Origin of the sequence: Serratia symbiotica, from assembly GCF_000821185.2 — a bacterium.
GTDB classification, from domain to species: domain Bacteria; phylum Pseudomonadota; class Gammaproteobacteria; order Enterobacterales; family Enterobacteriaceae; genus Serratia; species Serratia symbiotica.
The window spans coordinates 3,137,301-3,155,510 of record NZ_CP050855.1 but is presented as its reverse complement, the minus strand read 5'-3'; the positions used below and the strand labels follow the sequence as shown (position 1 = coordinate 3,155,510).

Genomic DNA, 18,210 nt, shown 5'->3' with positions numbered 1-18,210 from the left:
CGTACATTGTTGCCGCCCGTTTTCACAGGGACAGTGCGCAACAACCGGCGCGTACAGGGGGTACGTGAGGAGGGTGAGCACTGTCCAGGGCCAAAATGACGAATAAAATAGCCTTATGGGATAGGTTCTAAATATTCTGCAACGCCTTGGGGGTAGAAGTTGCATTTTAATTTCCTTTTTCTTGTCTTGTCTGCTGAGGATCTTTTTATGCGTTAGAATAGCGCACCTTTTCTGGTAGCCAGCGCTCGATTAGCGCACGGGCGAGTTCAGGGTGCTGCTGATGGATATGGCGAGCGATGCGTTGCACTTCCGGGATCATTGCCTGGTCACGCAGCAAATCCGCCACTTTGAATTCGGTGCTGCCGGTCTGACGGGTGCCGAGTAGCTCGCCGGGGCCGCGAATTTCCAGATCACATTGGGCGATCACAAAGCCATCGTTGCTATCGCGCAATACTTGCAAGCGCTTTTGCGCCATTTTACTCAGCGGCGTCTTGTACAGCAGTACGCAGTGTGAGGCCACAGCGCCACGTCCTACACGGCCGCGCAACTGGTGCAACTGCGCCAGCCCCAGCCGTTCCGGGTTCTCAATGATCATCAAGCTGGCGTTCGGCACATCGACGCCGACTTCGATCACTGTGGTAGCGACCAAAAGCTGTAGCTCGCCCTGTTTAAAAGACTGCATCACCGCCTGTTTTTCCTGTGCTTTCATGCGGCCATGCACCAGCGCTACTTTCAGTTCAGGCAGCGCGGCTTTCAACTCTTGCCAAGTGACTTCCGCCGCCTGCGCTTCAAGCAATTCGGATCCTTCGATCAGCGTACAGACCCAATAAGCCTGTCGGCCTTCTTCCATGCAGGCGTTTTTCACCCTCTGGATAATGTCGGCGCGCCGGGTATCGGGAATCGCGACGGTGGTGACCGGCGTCCTGCCCGGTGGCAACTCATTGATGACTGAGGTATCAAGATCGGCATAGGCAGTCATCGCCAGCGTGCGCGGGATCGGCGTGGCGGTCATGATCAACTGGTGGGCGTGGAAGCCTTGATCTTCGCCCTTTTCCCACAGTGCCAGCCGCTGATGCACGCCAAAGCGGTGTTGTTCATCGATGATGATCAGAGCCAGGCCGTTGAACTGCACCTGTTCCTGGAAAATAGCGTGTGTGCCGACCACCATCGACACTTGGCCGCTGGCGATGGCTTCCTGTTGTGCGATGCGTGCTTTGCCTTTCTGTTTGCCAGCCAGCCAGCCGACTTCCAGGCCCAACGGCTCGAACCACTGGCGGAAATTGGTGGCGTGCTGCTCGGCCAGCAACTCGGTCGGTGCCATCAGCGCCACCTGCTTGCCGTGTGCGATGGCGCGCAAGGCTGCCAGCGCCGCCACCAGCGTTTTGCCGGAGCCAACGTCACCTTGCACCAGTCGCATCATCGGAAAGGTCTTTTGCATATCGGCTTCGATATCGGCTACTACCCGTTCCTGCGCGCTGGTCGGTGAGAATGGCAACTGGGCAAGGAAGGGTTTTTTTAATCGGTTATCCGGCAGCAATGGCAACGCCTGATAACTTTGCGCACCGGCACGCACTGTCAGCATGCTGAGATTGTGTGCCAGCAGTTCTTCGAGGATCAGGCGTCTTTGCGCGGGATGCTTGCCCTGTTCCAGATCTGTTAGCTGGATAGCTGGCGGTGGGCGGTGCAGGGTGTGCAGTGCTTGCGGTAAGCTCATTAGCTCACCTCTTACCTCTGGTGGCAGCAGTTCGGTGATGGTACAGGTATCCAGCAGTTCCAGTGCCTGATCGGTCAGCTTGCGCAGCATGGCTTGCCTGATGCCTTCGGTAGTCGGGTAGACTGGGGTCAGTGATGCCTGCAAATCAATTTCGTTGCTTTCTCCCTGAATGCGGTATTCCGGATGGATGCTCTCCGCGCCGTGATTGCCGCGTTTTATCTCACCGTAGGCGGTCACACGGCGGCCGATGGCCAGGCTATTTTTCATCGCCGCGTTGAAATTGAAAAAGCGCAGGGTAAGAATGCCCGTGCCATCACTGATTTGGCAGGTCAGCATGCGCCGACGGCCAAAGCTGGTGTCGCTGCGCAGTATTTCCCCTTCTACCGTGGCGTAGATGCCTGGCAGCAGGTCGTTTATCGGGTAAAGCCGAGTGCGATCTTCGTAGCGCAGCGGCAGGTGAAACAGTAGATCCTGAATGGTTTCCAAGCCGATTTTGGCTAGTTTGCCCGCCTGGCTGGCACCAATCCCAGAAAGCGTGGTGAGCGGTACAGCATTCAGTAGGCGGCCTTTCATTGACGCACCGTTGCTTGCATGGCCGCCCACCATTCGGTCTCAGCAACCACCTGGCCCCGGTCATCAATATGCGGTCTCGGCAACCCTTTGCGTTTGGCTACGTTGGCCAGCACGGGATAGCCGCCTTCAAATAGCAAGCGCTGCTGTTCTTCTTCGTCCAGCATGCTGCGATCGCGGTGGTACAGGCCAGCGTTTTGCCGCTGGCGCTGCGCTTCATACATGATCAAGGCCGAAGCCACGGAAACGTTGAGTGATTGCACCATACCGATCATCGGAATGATAATGTCCTGATCGGCCAGCGCTAGTGCTTCATCGGTCATCCCCGTTTTTTCCTGGCCGAGTAGCACGCAGGTTGGGCGGGTGTAATCCACCTCGCGGAAATCGACCGCGCGGGAAGAAAGGTGGGTTGCCAGCACTTGCATGCCTTGGGTTTTCAGATGGTTCACGGCGTCAGAGATGGTGTGGTGGGTTTTGACGTTGACCCAATTGTTGCTACCAGCGGCGCAGGAAACCAGCGTGCGCATGCGTGTGGTTGACCACACGGCATGCACTTGATGTACGCCAACGGCATCGGCGGTGCGGATAATAGCGGAGACGTTATGTGGCTTGAGTACTTGCTCCAGACAGACCGTCAGATCTGGCTGCCGGGTAGCAAGTATTTCACTAATCCGCGCATAGCGTTCAGGACTCATAAGCGCTAGTTTCGGTTGCGGTTAACTTTGATCACATCTGGCATGATACGGATTTTACGCATAATGTTTGCCAAATGGATGCGATCACGGGTGGTCAAACGGATAAAGATGCTATAAACTCGGCCATCTTTTTCTTCGGTATTCAGGTTCTGTATATTAGACTTGGCCGCGTTGATGACAGCCGTCAGGTTGGCTAGCGCCCCCTGATGGTTAAACATATCCACTTTGATCTCAGCGATGAATTCCTGCTCAATCTCTTTATCCCACTCGACCGCCATGAATTTCTCAGGCTCTTTTTGGTAGCCTCGGATATTACGGCAGGACTCATGGTGGATCACCAGCCCTTTGCCTGGGCTGACGTGGGCGATAATCGGGTCGCCGGGAATGGGGCGGCAGCATTTGGCGAAGGTGATAAGTACACCGTCTGCGCCTTTGATAGCCAGGTTGCGCACGCCGGGGGAGGTGCTGCCCAGACTGGATTGATCGCCTTGTAGGTTTTTGGCCACCACCACGCTCATGGCATTGCCGAGGCCGATTTCCGCTAGTAAGTCGTCCAATGTCGCCAGCTTCATGCGTTCCAGCTCGTGCTGGATATTTTCCTGCGGGATCTCGGCCAGCTTACGGCTGCCGCTCAACGCATGGTTCAGCAGACGACGGCCGAGGCTGACAGAATCGTCGCGTTTGAGGTTTTTTAGCATCTGGCGGATTTTTGCGCGTGCTTTCGAGCTAACGACAAAATTCAGCCAGGCGGCATTTGGCCGTGCGCCCGGAGCGGTGATGATCTCCACCGTCTGCCCGCTGGTCAGCGACTGCGATAACGGGTACGGCTGGCGATCGACGCGTGCGCCAACGCAGGCATGGCCTATATCAGTGTGCACCGCAAAGGCGAAATCAACTGGCGTGGCCCCCGCAGGCAACTCGACGATGCGGCCTTCTGGGGTGAAAACGTAAATCTCATCCGGGAATAGATCGGATTTTACGCTCTCGATAAATTCAAATGAGCTGCCAGCGCTTTGCTGTAGCTCCAGCAGGCTCTGCATCCAGCGCTGTGCGCGGATCTGTGCGGTGGTGCCGGTTTCGCCCTGTTCTTTTTCTTTATAAGCCCAATGCGCGGCGACCCCCATCTCGGCCATCTGATCCATGTCTTCAGTGCGGATCTGTACCTCAACCGGCACGCCATGCGGGCCGATCAGTGATGTATGCAGCGATTGATAGCCGTTGGCCTTGGGAATAGCGATATAGTCCTTGACCCGCCCCGGACGCGGTTTATACAGGTTATGAACTTGGCCGAGCACCCGGTAGCAGGTATCCACTTCTTTCACAATTACCCGAAACGCGTAGATATCCATAATCGAATGGAAACGCTGTTCTTTGAGATGCATCTTGAGGTAGATGGAGTAGAGGTGTTTTTCCCGTCCACTGACGCGGCAGGGAATGTCGGCTTCGGTCAACCGTCCTTCGATCTCGCAGAGAATTTTCTGGATCATCTCCTTACGGTTGCCGCGTGCGGCTTTTACCACTTCCTTGATCACGCGGTAGCGGTTAGGGTATAGCGCCTCAAAGCCTAGCTCTTCCAGCTCGGTTTTTAGGTGGTGAATACCCAAGCGGTGGGCTAACGGGCTGTAGATTTCCAAGGTTTCACGCGCGATGCGCCGCCGTTTGTCGGGACGCAGCGAGCCAAGAGTGCGCATATTGTGCGTGCGGTCAGCCAGCTTGATCAGCACAACGCGGATATCCTCCACCATCGCCATGATCATTTTGCGGAAGTTTTCCGCCTGTGCTTCTTTTTTGTCCTGAAACTTCAGCTTGTCGAGCTTGGATACACCTTCAACCAGTTCGGCGACGCATTTGCCAAACAGCTGTTCCATATCTTGGTAGGTGGCTGGGGTGTCTTCGATGACATCATGCAGCAGGGCGGCCATTAGCGTCTCATGATCAAGACGCATCTCCGCCAGAATACAAGCCACGGCAACCGGGTGGGTAATGTAAGGTTCACCGCTGGAACGTGTCTGCCCCTCGTGAGCATCACGTGCAACGAGGTAGGCCTGTTTGAGGCGCTTAATCTGCTCCTCAGGCAGGTAACGTTGAGTTAGCAGTTTTAGGCTTTCAAACAGATACAAGACAGACTCGCAGTCTAATTAACGACGGCCTTCAGCAATCGCGGTAACCGCCTGAATTTCAGCGGCTTCCTGCTCTTGCTGCTCCTGACGCTCACGCACATCAAGGATCTGGCTGGTGATCAAGCCTTCTTCGATTTCACGCAGCGCGATAACGGTGTACTTATCGTTCTCTTCTGGAACCAATGCATCTTTGCCGCCGGTCTGGATTTGACGCGCCCGACGAGCAGCGACCAACACCAGGTCAAAACGGTTACCAATTTTTTCTACAGCGTCTTGAACAGTTACACGTGCCATATTTGTGCTACTCCACAGGTGACGAAAAGACGGGGCATAATACTGAAACTGCTTTCAGTCTGCCAATAGTTTGCTGATTAAAGCGTCATGCCGCAGTAATTGACGGCTTGAACGCAGACGTTCGGCGCGAATAATGGTTTTCAGATCGGACAGCGCCAGATCAAAATCATCGTTCACGATTAAATAATCGTACTCCGCGTAGTGCATCATTTCGGCCACAGCCTGAGCCATACGTTTGGCGATCACCTCTTCGGCATCCTGCCCCCGGCCGCGCAGGCGGCGGTCCAGTTCTTCCTTTGATGGCGGCAGAATAAAGATGCTGCGTGCCTGTGGCATTTGGGCGCGGATTTGTTGCGCACCCTGCCAATCGATATCTAGAAAGACGTCTACGCCAGTCGATAACACCTGCTTAATGGTGGCGCGCGAGGTACCATAATAGTTGCCGAACACTTCGGCGTACTCAAGAAACGCATCCTGCTCAATCATCTGACGGAATTCATCTTTTGAGACGAAGAAATAATGCTCGCCATGATGTTCACCTGGGCGGCTGGCGCGGGTGGTGTGCGAAACCGAAACTTGTGTGTCGTACAGCGGTTGCGTCTTTAACAAAGCCTGAATCAGACTTGATTTACCTGCGCCACTGGGTGCAGAGACAATATAAAGCGTGCCTTGAGCCATGATGATGTTCGTTGATAGCGGTTGGTATGCCAGTAATAGCGATGCGTATTTTCTCTACGCAGTATACACAGCTAACGTGGCGGATACAGCGCTAGTACGCATTTTGCCCGTGGCTGGAGGGTGAAAAAACATCAGAATGGCGGATTTACGTGGCGAATTAGCAAATTCTTGCGGTTTTTCACCACCAAGCGGCACTTTTTGCGTGCCGCGCCACAGGATCAGTGATCTGGATGTGGGTAGTTGAAGATCGGCAGGCCAAGGCGGAAACGCAGGGCGATCAGGCGTGCGCTTAGCCCGGCGACCAAGGTGATCCCCACCACCAGGTTATGCGGCAGGCTGAGATGTTGCAGGCCGATATACAGCCAGGCAGCAGCGAAGGAGATACCAGCGTAAATTTCCTTTTGGAACACCAGCGGGATGCGGTTACAGAACATATCGCGCAACACGCCGCCGAAAACGCCGGTGATCACGGCGGCAATTGCGGCGATAATCGCGCTGTGCCCCATATCCAGCGAGACTTGCGCGCCGATGATGGAAAACACGACCAGGCCGATGGCATCCAACACCAGGAACAGGCGGCGTAAGTGGCGCATCAGTGGTGCCACCCAAGTGGTGATTATCGCCGCAATGGCGACAATCACCACATATTCTGGATGTTTGACCCAGCCAAGCGGGAAATGTCCGAGTAGCATATCGCGCACCGATCCACCGCCGATCGCTGTGACTGAAGCGATGATAATCACGCCAAACATGTCCATTTGGCGGCGGCCAGCCGCCAGCGCGCCGGTCATGGCTTCAGCAGTAATACCGATAATATAAAGAACGCTAAGAAACATAAGGTTTTCACTGGGTGGCAAAGATAAGCATCATGGCTAGCAGGATAATCTCCCCCGGGGTGCCGCGCCACATGAATTTTTACCAATAGAATTTTCAGATGAGTTCAACCAATTTATCTATGTGTTTTATATCGGTTGTCTGCCTTTTTTAACCTTGCTGTGTGGATGGAAGCATGAACTCATGCCCAGAGGGCTTTGGGTATCTTGGTCAGAACCGGTAGTGGATGGCGTCTTGTAAAAAGTAATCATCGCCCGCCTGGTGAGGGGCTGATTAGCGGATGTACCATTCACTGAGCAAAGTATGTGGTTATTGGGATGATCATCGGCAGTGTAAATGCCATCCACCCAACCGTGGGAACCTGGGCAATTATTGCCCGATATTGCGCCGACACTGCAGCAATGCCGGGAATAGTTGTAACTGGCCTAATATTCGCCCGCGCTGGCTTTATAATCTACTGTGGCATATCTGACAGCGATAGCGCTGGTATTTAGCCTTGCCCAGTCCATGCTTTTTAACCGACTCAATCTGTCCACAAAACGGGCGTTTTACGTCAACTTTGACCATCAGATGCTCTCTGTATAGGAGCAATTTTACAACATGATCAACATATTGAATACATGACCGAATTATTTAGGATATAACTCAGGGTGCCACGGTATTTATTTTGCATGTGAAATAGATTTCTAATCAAAGTGTTAAGTGTACCACTGCCTCGCCGTCACATAATTGTCATATTTAGTACATTTTATTGTCACTAAACTGTCCTAGGTTTCTCCCACTGCAATCACTATGCTGATTAGAACGATGCGATGTCGATTTTAATTATCCTATTAGGAAAATTTATGAAACTAATGCGTACTACTGTCGCCAGTATTGTGGCAGTGATTTGCTCCTTAACCGCTGTGTCCACGTTCGCTGCTGCCAGCCTGACTGGTGCAGGTGCGACATTTCCCGCTCCGGTTTACGCCAAATGGGCCGATTCCTATCAGAAAGAAACAGGCAACAAAGTGAACTATCAGGGGATCGGTTCCTCTGGCGGTATAAAGCAAATCGTTGCTCACACCATCGACTTCGGCGCTTCCGATGGCCCATTGTCTGACGACCAGCTAGCGGCTGACGGACTGTTCCAATTCCCAACAGTGATCGGCGGTGTGGTGCTGGCGGTCAATATCCCAGGCATTAAACCCGGCGAGCTAACTTTGGACGGTAAAACCTTGGGCGATATCTACCTGGGCAACGTCAAAAAATGGAATGACCCGGTGATCACTAAGCTGAACCCAGGTGTGAAGCTGCCTGATCAACATATCGCCGTGGTGCGCCGCGCTGACGGTTCTGGCACTTCTTTCGTCTTCACCCGCTACCTGGCCAAAGCTAACGCACAGTGGAAAGAGAAAATCGGCGATGGCGCTACCGTTAACTGGCCAACCGGCTTGGGTGGCAAAGGCAACGATGGCATTGCTGCCTTCGTACAGCGTCTGCCTGGCTCCATTGGCTACGTGGAATATGCCTACGCCAAGCAAAACAACCTGGCATACACCAAGCTGATCTCTGCTGATGGCAAGCCGGTGAGTCCCACCCAGGAGAGCTTCAGCGCCGCCGCTAAAGGCGTGGATTGGAGCAAGACTTTTGCTCAGGATCTGACTAACCAGAAAGGCGACGATGCGTGGCCAATCACCTCTACTACCTTTATCCTGATGCATAAACAGCAGAAGAACTTTGCTCAGGGTGCCGAAGTACTCAAGTTCTTCGACTGGGCGTATAAAATCGGTGAAAAACAAGCTAACGATCTGGATTATGCCACTTTGCCAAAAGGCGTGGTTGAGCAAGTACGCGCCGCGTGGAAAGACAACATAAAAGACAGTTCCGGTAAACCCCTGTACTAAGCAGTGTCCGGCAATGGCCCGTGAGTGTCGCTGGCGGTCATTTGAACGCGCAGCAAGGGGTGGGCCGCGAGATAGTGGGCCAAATAAACGGCTTGTCACCGAGGGGCGCGTTCAAATAGATCCAATCCTTCGGATCGCGGCCTAAAGGCCGGTCTCCGCGTTGTCGGGTTTGTACACCCTCCGCGCCTCGATTATAGGCTTTTGCGATTGCGACGTTGCCACGGTCAATGCGCGGACACAGCCTAACAATGCCGGTGCGTGTCTCACTTCGTTTTTCAGGGTTCAAAGAGAGTAATCTATGGCTGAGTATAAGCCGACCATTAAAGCACCGAGTAAAAAGGGTGACGTCATCTTCAGCGTGCTGGTTCGACTGGCGGCGCTGATCACCCTATTGTTGCTGAGCGGCATTATTGTTTCGCTGATTTTTGCCTCATTGCCGAGCATGCAGAAATTCGGCTTCGCTTTCCTGTGGAGTAAAGAGTGGGACGCGCCCGCCGAGCGGTTTGGTGCGCTGGTGCCGATCTACGGTACTCTGGTCACCTCGCTGATTGCGCTGATTATTGCGGTGCCAGTGAGTTTTGGCATCGCACTGTTCCTGACCGAACTGGCACCCAACTGGCTGAAACGCCCATTGGGCATCGCCATTGAGCTGCTGGCGGCGATCCCAAGCATCGTGTACGGCATGTGGGGCTTGTTGGTGTTCGCCCCGCTGTTTGCCGAGTACTTCCAGACGCCGTTAGGCGAGGTGTTGTCCGGCATCCCGTTCGTTGGTGAGCTGTTCTCCGGCCCAGCATTTGGCATCGGCATTTTGGCTGCTAGCGTGATACTGGCCATCATGATTATTCCCTACATCGCTGCCGTTATGCGCGATGTATTCGAGCAGACCCCGGTGATGATGAAAGAGTCGGCCTATGGCATTGGCTGCACCACCTGGGAAGTGATTTGGCGCATCGTGCTGCCGTTTACCAAAAACGGCGTGATTGGCGGTGTGATGTTGGGCCTGGGGCGTGCGTTGGGTGAGACCATGGCGGTGACTTTCATCATCGGCAACACCTACCAGCTCGATAGTGCCTCGCTGTATATGCCGGGTAACAGTATTACTTCGGCGTTGGCTAACGAATTCGCCGAAGCTTCTGCCGGTATGCATACCGCCGCGCTGATGGAACTGGGCCTGATTCTGTTTGTGATTACCTTTATTGTCCTGGCGCTGTCGAAGCTGATGATCATGCGTCTGGCCAAGAACGAGGGCCGCTAAGGTGACGACAATGAATATGCAAAACAACTTGGCGCTGGCGGAAAGCCGCCGCAAAATGCAGGCTTTACGCCGCCAAAAGAACCGTCTGGCGCTATTGCTGTCGGTGGCGACCATGGTGTTTGGCCTGTTCTGGTTGGTGTGGATATTGTTCTCCACCTTCTCCAAGGGTGTCGACGGCATGTCGCTGGCGTTGTTCACCGAAATGACGCCGCCACCGAACACTGCGGGCGGTGGCTTGGCTAATGCCATCGCTGGCAGTGGCCTGTTGATCCTGTGGGCGACGATATTTGGCACGCCGCTAGGCATCATGGCTGGCATCTATCTGGCGGAATATGGGCGAAAATCCTGGCTGGCGGAAATCATTCGTTTTATCAACGATATCCTGCTGTCTGCGCCATCGATCGTGGTGGGGTTGTTCGTTTATACCGTTATGGTGGTCAAAATGGAACACTTCTCAGGCTGGGCCGGTATTATCGCGTTGGCGCTGTTACAGGTGCCGATCGTCATCCGCACCACCGAGAACATGCTGAAGCTGGTACCGGATACATTGCGTGAGGCTGCTTATGCACTGGGTACGCCGAAATGGCGCATGATTTCTGCCATTACGCTAAAAGCCTCGGTCTCCGGCATCATCACCGGTGTATTGCTGGCGATTGCGCGCATTGCCGGGGAAACCGCCCCGTTGCTGTTTACCTCGTTGTCGAATCAGTTCTGGAGTACCGACTTGATGCAGCCGATCGCCAACCTGCCGGTGACTATTTTCAAATTCGCCATGAGTCCGTTCGCTGAATGGCAACAACTGGCCTGGGCTGCGGTGCTGTTGATCACCTTATGCGTATTGTTACTGAATATCCTGGCGCGGGTGATTTTTGCCAAGAAAAAGCATTCATGATATTTTTTTAGCGCTGCTCTGGCGGCGCTGATTGACAAGAGAGAAGTCTTGATGAGTATGGTTACTGACGCTTCCAGCAGCAAAATTCAGGTACGCGATCTGAACTTCTACTATGGCAAATTCCAGGCGCTGAAAAATATTACGCTGGATATCGCTAAGAATAAGGTTACGGCGTTTATCGGCCCGTCCGGTTGCGGTAAATCCACTTTGCTGCGTACTTTCAACAAGATGTATCAACTGTATCCTGAGCAGCGTGTGGAAGGTGGTATTCTGCTGGACGGTCAAAACATTCTGACCGATAACCAGGATGTTGCCTTGCTGCGCGCCAAGGTCGGCATGGTGTTCCAAAAACCAACGCCGTTCCCGATGTCGATTTACGACAACATTGCCTTCGGTGTTCGCCTATTTGAAAAGCTTTCGCGCGCCGATATGGACGAGCGCGTGCAGTGGGCGCTGAGCAAAGCAGCGCTATGGGACGAAACCAAGGGTAAGCTACACCAGAGCGGTTACAGCTTGTCTGGCGGCCAGCAGCAGCGCCTGTGCATCGCCCGTGGCATCGCCATCCGGCCAGAGGTCTTATTGCTCGATGAGCCGTGTTCGGCGCTAGACCCGATTTCCACTGGCAAGATTGAAGAGCTGATCAGTGAACTGAAGTCTGACTATACCTTGGTGATCGTGACCCACAACATGCAGCAGGCCGCGCGTTGTTCTGATGCCACCGCATTTATGTATCTGGGTGAACTGATCGAATTCAGTGTTACTGATAACCTGTTCACTGCGCCGCAGAAAAAGCAGACTGAAGATTACATCACTGGCCGTTATGGTTGATAGGAAACATCATGGATAACCTGAATTTAAATAAACATATTTCCGGCCAGTTCAACGCAGAGCTTGAGCATATCCGCACCCAGGTGCTGATCATGGGCGGGCTGGTGGAACAGCAACTCACCGATGGCATTACCGCCATGCACAATCAGGACGGTGAACTGGCCAAGCGCGTGATCGCGGGCGATGCCAGGGTTAATATGATGGAAGTGGCGATCGACGAAGCCTGTGTACGTATCATTGCTAAACGCCAACCCACCGCCAGTGACCTGCGTCTGGTGATGGTAATCATCAAGACCATTTCTGAGCTGGAACGCATTGGTGACGTAGCGGATAAAATCTGTCGCACCGCGCTGGAGACGTTCTCGCACCAGCATCAGCCGCTGTTGGTCAGCTTGGAATCGCTGGGTCAGCACACTGTGCAGATGCTGCATGATGTGCTGGATGCCTTCGCGCGCATGGATCTGGATGAGGCGATCCGTATTTATCGTGAAGATAAAAAGGTCGATCAGCAATATGAAAGCATCGTGCGGCAACTGATGACTTACATGATGGAAGATTCGCGCACCATTCCGAGCGTGTTGACTGCGCTGTTCTGCGCCCGTTCGATCGAGCGTATCGGCGACCGCTGCCAGAATATCTGCGAATTTATCTTCTATTTTGTGAAGGGGCAGGATTTCCGCCATATTGGTGGCGATGCACTGGAAAAGCTGCTACGCACCGGCAGCCAAGGCGAGAAAAAAGAGTAATTCTCCCCCAGGTGCTATTTTCTAAATCGGGGCCGCATAGGGTGGTGCCGTCGTTCACCCATCAGTGGATTTCCTGGAGCAAGAAGCCCTCGCGAACCTACCGTCAAACGGTGTCATCAAGGATCCCTCCATTAAAGACGGCGAAAAAATCTGTGAGCGACGTCAAAAGCCTGACTTTTTGTTATAGGATAACCCGCGACTGTTCATTCCTCTCTGCGGAATTCTGATCATGACCAAACCAGTAGTATCTGGCCTTGACGCTGAGCAAGGTTTGCTTGGGCGCGTGTTTAAACTCAAGCAGCATGGAGCCACGGCGCGTACAGAAATGATTGCTGGTATCACCACCTTACTGACCATGGTGTATATCGTGTTCGTGAACCCCCAAATTCTGGGCGCGGCGGGCATGGATACGCAGGCAGTGTTTGTGACAACCTGCCTGATCGCCGCATTCGGCAGTATCTTTATGGGGCGGGTGGCGAATCTGCCGGTGGCACCGGCGATAGATCTGAATGCCTTCTATCGCTTTCGTGGTAGTCGGGGCGATGGGCATTTCATGGCAGGTGGGGATGGGGGCTATTTTCTGGGATGCCGTCGGTTTGTTGTTGCTGACCTTTTTCCGCGTCCGCTATTGGATGATCGCCAACATCCCGCTCAGCCTGCGGATGGGTATTACCAGTGGCATCGGTTTGTTTATCGGCATGATAGGGCTGAAAAACGCCGGTATTGTGGTAGCAAACCCGGATACGCTAGTGACCATCGGGTAGCCTGACCTCACACAGCGTGCTGTTGGGTACGCTCGGCTTCTTTATCATCATCATCGCCGTACTGTCTGCACACAATTTCCGTGCGGCGGTGCTGGTTTCCATCGTGGTGACCACCCTGATCGGTTGGATGTTGGGCGATGTGAAATACGACGGTGTATTCTCTATGTCACCGAACATTACCTCGGTGGTGGGTCAAACTGATCTGGCTGGTGTGATCTTTTCCTTTATGTTGGTTAACCTGTTCGATTCCTCCGGCACGCTGATCGGTGTGACCGACAAGGCCGGGTTGACCGACCACAAGGGTAAATGCCCGCGCATGAAGCAGGCGCTGTATGTTGATAGCATAAGTTCGGTGATAGGTTCTCTGGCGGGTACCTCTGCCGTTACCGCCTATATCGAAAGCTCGTCGGGGGTTGCTGTTGGTGGCCGTACTGACCTGAGCGCGAAGGTGACAGGGGTTCTGTTCCTGCTGGTGATCTTCCTGTCGCCATTGTCTGGTATGGTGCCAGCCTACGCCGCCGCTGGAGCACTGATTTACGTGGGTGTGCTGATGACCTCCAGCTTGGGACGGGTGAAATGGGATGACCTGACAGAAGCCGTGCCAGCGTTTGTCACCGCAGTGATGAGGCCGTTTAGCTTCTCGATCACCGAGGGCGTGGCACTCGGCTTTATTTCCTACTGTGTGATGAAGTTAGGCACTGGTCGCTGGCGTGAGATCAGCCCATGTGTGATGGTGGTAGCCTTGCTGTTTGTGCTGAAAATTGTCTGGGTAGACAGACATTGATGCGAGCAGGGCCTGACAAATGTCGCCAGTCCTGTTGTCTTATGATCTCGGTTTCGTCTCCGGTGTCTGATTCAATATCCACTGCAACGGTTGCTTGAAACGTGCCTGCCCACTGTGGGTGGCATCTTCGGCCAGAGCGAAATGCAGCGTCTGTACTTGATTTCCTTCACTGAACAGATTGGCGAAGTATAGCGCCAGTGCCTGACTGCTGAAGTGCTGCCGATCGTAATACACCACCACTATTCGCTTATGCGCGGCCAACGAATGTTGCACCGGTTGGATCACGCCTTTGGGGGCAATCAATAGCGCGCCGGCGTAAAACTGTGGGTATTTTGCCATCAGATTGGCGGCGTGCAACGCTCCCTGTCCACTGCCACTGAGGTAAACCTGCTTCACGTTGAGTTTTAATACTGGGGCTAATCGCTGAATTACTCGCTGAATAGCACTCTGCGTGCTTTCATCATTGTAGTTAGACCAGCGAAAGCTGTTTTCCGATAGCATTTGCGTTCCGTTGATCTCAATATAAGCCACGCCCATTTCGCCAAACAGCAACTGTTTCTCTGGGCTAATGGTGGCGGCTTTGCAGTAGGCGTGCAGGAAAATCACCGTTGGCCAACCTTCGGGTGGCGGAGTACCGGTAGGCAGGGTGTAGCTAGCCTTACCTTCAAACTGATGCGCGTGCTGTAGATAACGAGCCTTGGTGGCCGCCAGGATCGACCTATAGGTGGCGCTGTGCTGGATATTGGTGAAGGAGTCGTCTTCCAACAGATTGTAGTAATACCATAGGCCGCGTTTGGCACTTAGTTGCAGATAGCGTTCCGCCAATTCAGTTTGCCCTTTTTCCGCTGAGGAGGCCGCCAGTTTGTAAGGAGCCCAAACGTTGTGGTTGTCTTCACGCATTAACGTCAGGTACAGGGACATGGCCTCAAGTTTTTTATTTTCGTGACTTTGAGCGGGGCGCGGTAACTGGGCGTTCAACAGGTTATGCATCGGCAGCTCGATAGGCTCCTCTCCGGCGGGGTAACGCATCTCGGTGGCGAGTATGGGTTGGGTGATGAGAGTGAGCAATAAAGCTAAAATAAAAAAATGCATAATTTTATAACTTTGATTTTTTAATGAATTTTACCCTACTCTTGGTAATTCGCTTAGTGACCTGACGGATCTGTGTGGTGATAGCCTTAACCATGGCGTTGTAAGAACCTTCGCACAAGCTGCCGAGCAAGGTGACGATTTTTGATGCTTGATCTGGCATGGTGGTGCTTCCTTTAGCCTTCAAAATGAAAGGATTCAGCCCATAACCTAGATAAATATAGGCTAAACGTACAGGTGAGAATAGGCAATGGTTGAATGTTTAGCTGACCTTACGATTTTTAATTTGTCTGGTATACATTGTTTGCAGATTGGTGTTGAAATATTTTCATTTGAACTTTCCTTGGCATGTACTGGTGTACTAGACAAAACGCTGTGCTTGCTCATTCTGCGCATGACCCAAATTTCACCGCCCCTGTTTGCTACTCTTAACGGCTTTTGGGGTGGAAACTTCCCAGTTCCTGCTTATTCGACCAATTTACGTAGACTTTGCGCTCAGTTCTTCCAATGAATGGCCTTCATCCAGATCAACACGCCGTTCCGTTATAGGGATGCCTTGGCGGTGTAGTGAATCATTGATTGATAAAAAAAACCCCTCATCATGAGGGGAAGACAAGGGATGGTGTCTATGGCAAGGAAAAATAGAGTGCGACTTAGAACCTATCTCATCAGGTATTAGTTGTACTCGATAGATATGTATGGCTGTCAGCTACAGTGACATTAGGCAGAACATAACATTAAAGTTGCGCCTGTTCGGTCAGGATGATGCCGTCAAACAGGGGGTAGTAGAACCTATTACCAAAGCTAATGCAGTTATCTTACGTATGCCAACAACCCGTGTTTTTTCACTTGGCGAAGTGAAGTAATGAAGAGCACTGTACTGCTGTACCTGCAAACATGTGTCAGTGCATGTAAAACTACGTAAAGTCATAGAATGCCAACAAGTGATGACGTATTTTGCGTCAGGAGGTAAATCATGATGAACAAGATTTTGTTAGTTGACGATGACCGCGAGTTGACCTTGCTGTTAAAGGAATTGCTTGAAATGGAAGGTTTTAACATCACCGTCGCTCACGATGGCGAACAAGCGTTGTCGTTGCTGGACAGTTCTATCAATCTGTTGCTGCTCGATATTATGATGCCGAAGAAAAACGGTATCGATACGCTAAAAGAGCTGCGTCAACACCATCATACGCCAGTCATTATGCTGACCGCACGCGGCAGCGAATTGGATCGCGTGCTGGGGTTGGAGCTGGGTGCCGATGACTACCTGCCTAAGCCTTTCAATGATCGTGAACTGGTGGCGCGCATTCGCGCCATTTTACGGCGCTCTAACTGGAATGAACAACAGCAGCATGTGGATACCAACGCCCCCACGCTGGATGTTGATGGCCTGCAACTTAATACCGGTCGTCAAGAAGCCAGCTTTGACGGCAAGGTACTCGATCTGACCGGCACCGAATTCACCCTTCTCTACCTGCTGGCGCAGCACCTGGGCCAGGTGGTGTCGCGCGAATTGTTGAGCCAAGAAGTGTTGGGCAAACGCCTGACGCCATTTGACCGCGCCATCGATATGCATATCTCCAACTTGCGGCGCAAACTGCCAAACCGCAAAGATGGACATCCCTGGTTCAAAACCCTGCGCGGGCGCGGCTATTTGATGGTATCTGCAACATGATCAATCGGTTGACGGCACGTATCTTCGCCATTTTCTGGTTCACATTAGCGCTGGTGCTAATGCTGGTATTGATGGTGCCTAAACTCGACTCCCGCCAAATGACCTCACTGCTGAATAGCGAGCAGCGGCAAGGGCTGATGCTAGAGCAACATATCGAGGCCGAGTTGCAAAATGATCCAGCCAACGATCTGATGTGGTGGCGGCGTCTGTTCAGGGCTATCGATAAGTGGGCACCACCTGGGCAACGCTTGATTCTGGTCACCAGTGAAGGGCGGGTGATCGGTGCGCAGCGCAACGAAATGCAAATCGTGCGTAACTTTATTGGCCAATCCGACAACGCCGACCATCCTAAGAAGAAAAAATACGGCCATGTCGAACTACTTGGCCCGTTCTTGATTTGCGATGGTGAAGATAACTACCAGCTTTACTTGATCCGCCCTGCCAACAGCCCGCAATCTGATTTCTTCAATCTGATGTTTGACCGCCCGTTGCTGCTGCTTATCGTCACCATGTTGATCAGTACTCCGCTGCTGCTATGGTTGGCCTGGAGCCTGGCGAAACCAGCGCGTAAGCTGAAAAACGCCGCCGATGATGTGGCACGCGGCAATCTGAAGCAGCACCCGGAACTGGAAGCTGGGCCGCAAGAATTCCGAGCCACTGGTGCTAGCTTCAACCAGATGGTCAGTGCACTAGAACGCATGGTGACAGCACAGCAGCGGTTGATTTCGGATATCTCGCACGAATTGCGCACACCGTTGACCCGCTTACAACTGGCCACCGCACTGATGCGCCGCCGTCACGGTGAGTGCCATGAGTTGGCTCGTATCGAAACCGAAGCGCAGCGGTTGGACTCGATGATCAACGATTTACTGCTGCTGTCACGTGGGCAGCAAAAAAGCGAGCTGGCGCGTGAGCAGTTGAAAGCCAACAAACTGTGGGCCGACATGTTGGATAACGCTAAGTTTGAAGCCGAACAGATGGGTAAACAGTTGGAAGTTACCTCCCCACCAGGCCCCTGGATGCTGACTGGAAACGCCAGTGCGTTGGACAGCGCGCTGGAGAATATCGTGCGCAACGCCTTGCGTTACTCGCACACCCGCATTGCCATCGCTTTTAGCACCGACAATCGAGGTATCACCATCGTCATTGATGACGATGGTCCTGGGGTTAGCGCGGAAGATCGCGAACAGATTTTCCGGCCATTTTACCGCACCGATGAGGCGCGTGACCGTGAGTCTGGCGGCACTGGCTTAGGTTTAGCGATCGTCGAAGCGGCGGTCAATCAGCACTGTGGCTGGGTGAAAGCGCAAGACAGCCCACTCGGCGGCCTGCGGCTGGAGCTGTGGCTGCCGCTGCACTAGCCGCCCGACCCCAGCAAATTAA

General features: G+C 53.1%; 16 protein-coding genes and 1 pseudogene. 9 read left to right on the top strand and 8 right to left on the bottom strand.

Features of this window, described 5'->3' with window-relative positions:
* Positions 1 to 205 precede the first annotated feature (205 nt).
* The 6 genes from recG to SYMBAF_RS15590 form a co-directional block, all read right to left on the bottom strand.
* The gene (recG, locus tag SYMBAF_RS15615; RefSeq protein ID WP_040263868.1) at positions 206 to 2,287 is read right to left on the bottom strand and encodes an ATP-dependent DNA helicase RecG; all 2,082 of its coding nucleotides are present in this window, start codon (positions 2,285 to 2,287) and stop codon (positions 206 to 208) included.
* Positions 2,284 to 2,979 (bottom strand): tRNA (guanosine(18)-2'-O)-methyltransferase TrmH, encoded by a 696-nt coding sequence (gene trmH, locus SYMBAF_RS15610; protein ID WP_040263866.1) that lies wholly within the window; start codon positions 2,977 to 2,979, stop codon positions 2,284 to 2,286. Before trmH ends, recG begins: the two co-directional genes overlap by 4 nt.
* Before the next feature lie 5 nt (positions 2,980 to 2,984).
* Positions 2,985 to 5,099, bottom strand: coding sequence for a bifunctional GTP diphosphokinase/guanosine-3',5'-bis pyrophosphate 3'-pyrophosphohydrolase (gene spoT, locus SYMBAF_RS15605; protein ID WP_006708499.1), 2,115 nt, complete (start codon positions 5,097 to 5,099; stop codon positions 2,985 to 2,987).
* Between the two features lie 18 nt (positions 5,100 to 5,117).
* On the bottom strand, positions 5,118 to 5,393 hold the full coding sequence (gene rpoZ / locus SYMBAF_RS15600; protein WP_004931221.1) for a DNA-directed RNA polymerase subunit omega: 276 nt from the start codon (positions 5,391 to 5,393) through the stop codon (positions 5,118 to 5,120).
* Positions 5,394 to 5,447: 54 nt separating this feature from the next.
* The gene (gene gmk, locus SYMBAF_RS15595) at positions 5,448 to 6,071 is read right to left on the bottom strand and encodes a guanylate kinase (RefSeq protein ID WP_006708498.1); all 624 of its coding nucleotides are present in this window, start codon (positions 6,069 to 6,071) and stop codon (positions 5,448 to 5,450) included.
* 218 nt (positions 6,072 to 6,289) lie between these two features.
* Entirely contained in the window at positions 6,290 to 6,907 is a 618-nt protein-coding gene (locus SYMBAF_RS15590; RefSeq protein ID WP_040263862.1) for a trimeric intracellular cation channel family protein, read from the bottom strand.
* A gap of 843 nt (positions 6,908 to 7,750) precedes the next feature.
* Between SYMBAF_RS15590 and pstS the strand changes: the two genes are divergently transcribed.
* The 6 genes and pseudogenes from pstS (at position 7,751) to SYMBAF_RS15555 (ending at position 14,060) form a co-directional block, all read left to right on the top strand.
* Positions 7,751 to 8,791 (top strand): phosphate ABC transporter substrate-binding protein PstS, encoded by a 1,041-nt coding sequence (gene pstS, locus SYMBAF_RS15580; RefSeq protein WP_040263861.1) that lies wholly within the window; start codon positions 7,751 to 7,753, stop codon positions 8,789 to 8,791.
* 298 nt (positions 8,792 to 9,089) lie between these two features.
* Positions 9,090 to 10,046 carry a phosphate ABC transporter permease PstC gene (pstC, locus tag SYMBAF_RS15575; RefSeq protein WP_040263860.1) on the top strand — a complete coding sequence of 319 codons (957 nt, stop codon included), beginning with the start codon at positions 9,090 to 9,092 and terminating at the stop codon, positions 10,044 to 10,046.
* Between the two features lies 1 nt (position 10,047).
* Positions 10,048 to 10,938, top strand: a complete 891-nt coding sequence (pstA, locus tag SYMBAF_RS15570) for a phosphate ABC transporter permease PstA (RefSeq protein WP_040263858.1) — start codon at positions 10,048 to 10,050, stop codon at positions 10,936 to 10,938.
* A gap of 57 nt (positions 10,939 to 10,995) precedes the next feature.
* Positions 10,996 to 11,766: a phosphate ABC transporter ATP-binding protein PstB gene (gene pstB / locus SYMBAF_RS15565; protein WP_404829943.1), complete on the top strand. Its 771-nt coding sequence runs from the start codon at positions 10,996 to 10,998 to the stop codon at positions 11,764 to 11,766.
* A gap of 11 nt (positions 11,767 to 11,777) precedes the next feature.
* Complete coding sequence (gene phoU, locus SYMBAF_RS15560; RefSeq protein WP_040263854.1) at positions 11,778 to 12,512, top strand: phosphate signaling complex protein PhoU; 735 nt, start codon at positions 11,778 to 11,780, stop codon at positions 12,510 to 12,512.
* Positions 12,513 to 12,741: 229 nt separating this feature from the next.
* Positions 12,742 to 14,060: pseudogene (locus SYMBAF_RS15555) on the top strand (NCS2 family permease).
* A 39-nt stretch (positions 14,061 to 14,099) separates the two neighbouring features.
* On the opposite strand, the gene SYMBAF_RS15550 reads toward SYMBAF_RS15555, so the two are convergent.
* Together SYMBAF_RS15550 and SYMBAF_RS15545 are read right to left on the bottom strand one after the other, a co-directional pair.
* Positions 14,100 to 15,152 (bottom strand): alpha/beta hydrolase, encoded by a 1,053-nt coding sequence (locus tag SYMBAF_RS15550; protein WP_006708493.1) that lies wholly within the window; start codon positions 15,150 to 15,152, stop codon positions 14,100 to 14,102.
* Between the two features lie 4 nt (positions 15,153 to 15,156).
* Positions 15,157 to 15,312: a hypothetical protein gene (locus SYMBAF_RS15545; protein WP_160289775.1), complete on the bottom strand. Its 156-nt coding sequence runs from the start codon at positions 15,310 to 15,312 to the stop codon at positions 15,157 to 15,159.
* 87 nt (positions 15,313 to 15,399) lie between these two features.
* Here SYMBAF_RS15545 and SYMBAF_RS15540 point away from each other — a divergent pair, with 87 nt between their 5' ends.
* The 3 genes from SYMBAF_RS15540 (at position 15,400) to cpxA (ending at position 18,188) form a co-directional block, all read left to right on the top strand.
* Positions 15,400 to 15,660, top strand: a complete 261-nt coding sequence (locus SYMBAF_RS15540; protein WP_152609040.1) for a hypothetical protein — start codon at positions 15,400 to 15,402, stop codon at positions 15,658 to 15,660.
* Positions 15,661 to 16,128: 468 nt separating this feature from the next.
* Positions 16,129 to 16,827, top strand: a complete 699-nt coding sequence (cpxR, locus tag SYMBAF_RS15535; RefSeq protein ID WP_040263937.1) for an envelope stress response regulator transcription factor CpxR — start codon at positions 16,129 to 16,131, stop codon at positions 16,825 to 16,827.
* Positions 16,824 to 18,188, top strand: a complete 1,365-nt coding sequence (gene cpxA / locus SYMBAF_RS15530; protein ID WP_040263851.1) for an envelope stress sensor histidine kinase CpxA — start codon at positions 16,824 to 16,826, stop codon at positions 18,186 to 18,188. Before cpxR ends, cpxA begins: the two co-directional genes overlap by 4 nt.
* Positions 18,189 to 18,210: the final 22 nt, after the last annotated feature.

Coding starts and splice junctions, on each gene's coding strand:
- recG (WP_040263868.1), bottom strand. CDS start 2,287: ATGAAAGGCCGCCTACTGAATGCTGTACCGCTCACCACGCTTTCTGGG.
- trmH (WP_040263866.1), bottom strand. CDS start 2,979: ATGAGTCCTGAACGCTATGCGCGGATTAGTGAAATACTTGCTACCCGG.
- rpoZ (WP_004931221.1), bottom strand. CDS start 5,393: ATGGCACGTGTAACTGTTCAAGACGCTGTAGAAAAAATTGGTAACCGT.
- gmk (WP_006708498.1), bottom strand. CDS start 6,071: ATGGCTCAAGGCACGCTTTATATTGTCTCTGCACCCAGTGGCGCAGGT.
- SYMBAF_RS15590 (WP_040263862.1), bottom strand. CDS start 6,907: ATGTTTCTTAGCGTTCTTTATATTATCGGTATTACTGCTGAAGCCATG.
- pstS (WP_040263861.1), top strand. CDS start 7,751: ATGAAACTAATGCGTACTACTGTCGCCAGTATTGTGGCAGTGATTTGC.
- pstC (WP_040263860.1), top strand. CDS start 9,090: ATGGCTGAGTATAAGCCGACCATTAAAGCACCGAGTAAAAAGGGTGAC.
- pstB (WP_404829943.1), top strand. CDS start 10,996: ATGGTTACTGACGCTTCCAGCAGCAAAATTCAGGTACGCGATCTGAAC.
- phoU (WP_040263854.1), top strand. CDS start 11,778: ATGGATAACCTGAATTTAAATAAACATATTTCCGGCCAGTTCAACGCA.
- SYMBAF_RS15550 (WP_006708493.1), bottom strand. CDS start 15,152: ATGCATTTTTTTATTTTAGCTTTATTGCTCACTCTCATCACCCAACCC.
- SYMBAF_RS15545 (WP_160289775.1), bottom strand. CDS start 15,312: ATGCCAGATCAAGCATCAAAAATCGTCACCTTGCTCGGCAGCTTGTGC.
- SYMBAF_RS15540 (WP_152609040.1), top strand. CDS start 15,400: ATGGTTGAATGTTTAGCTGACCTTACGATTTTTAATTTGTCTGGTATA.
- cpxR (WP_040263937.1), top strand. CDS start 16,129: ATGAACAAGATTTTGTTAGTTGACGATGACCGCGAGTTGACCTTGCTG.
- cpxA (WP_040263851.1), top strand. CDS start 16,824: ATGATCAATCGGTTGACGGCACGTATCTTCGCCATTTTCTGGTTCACA.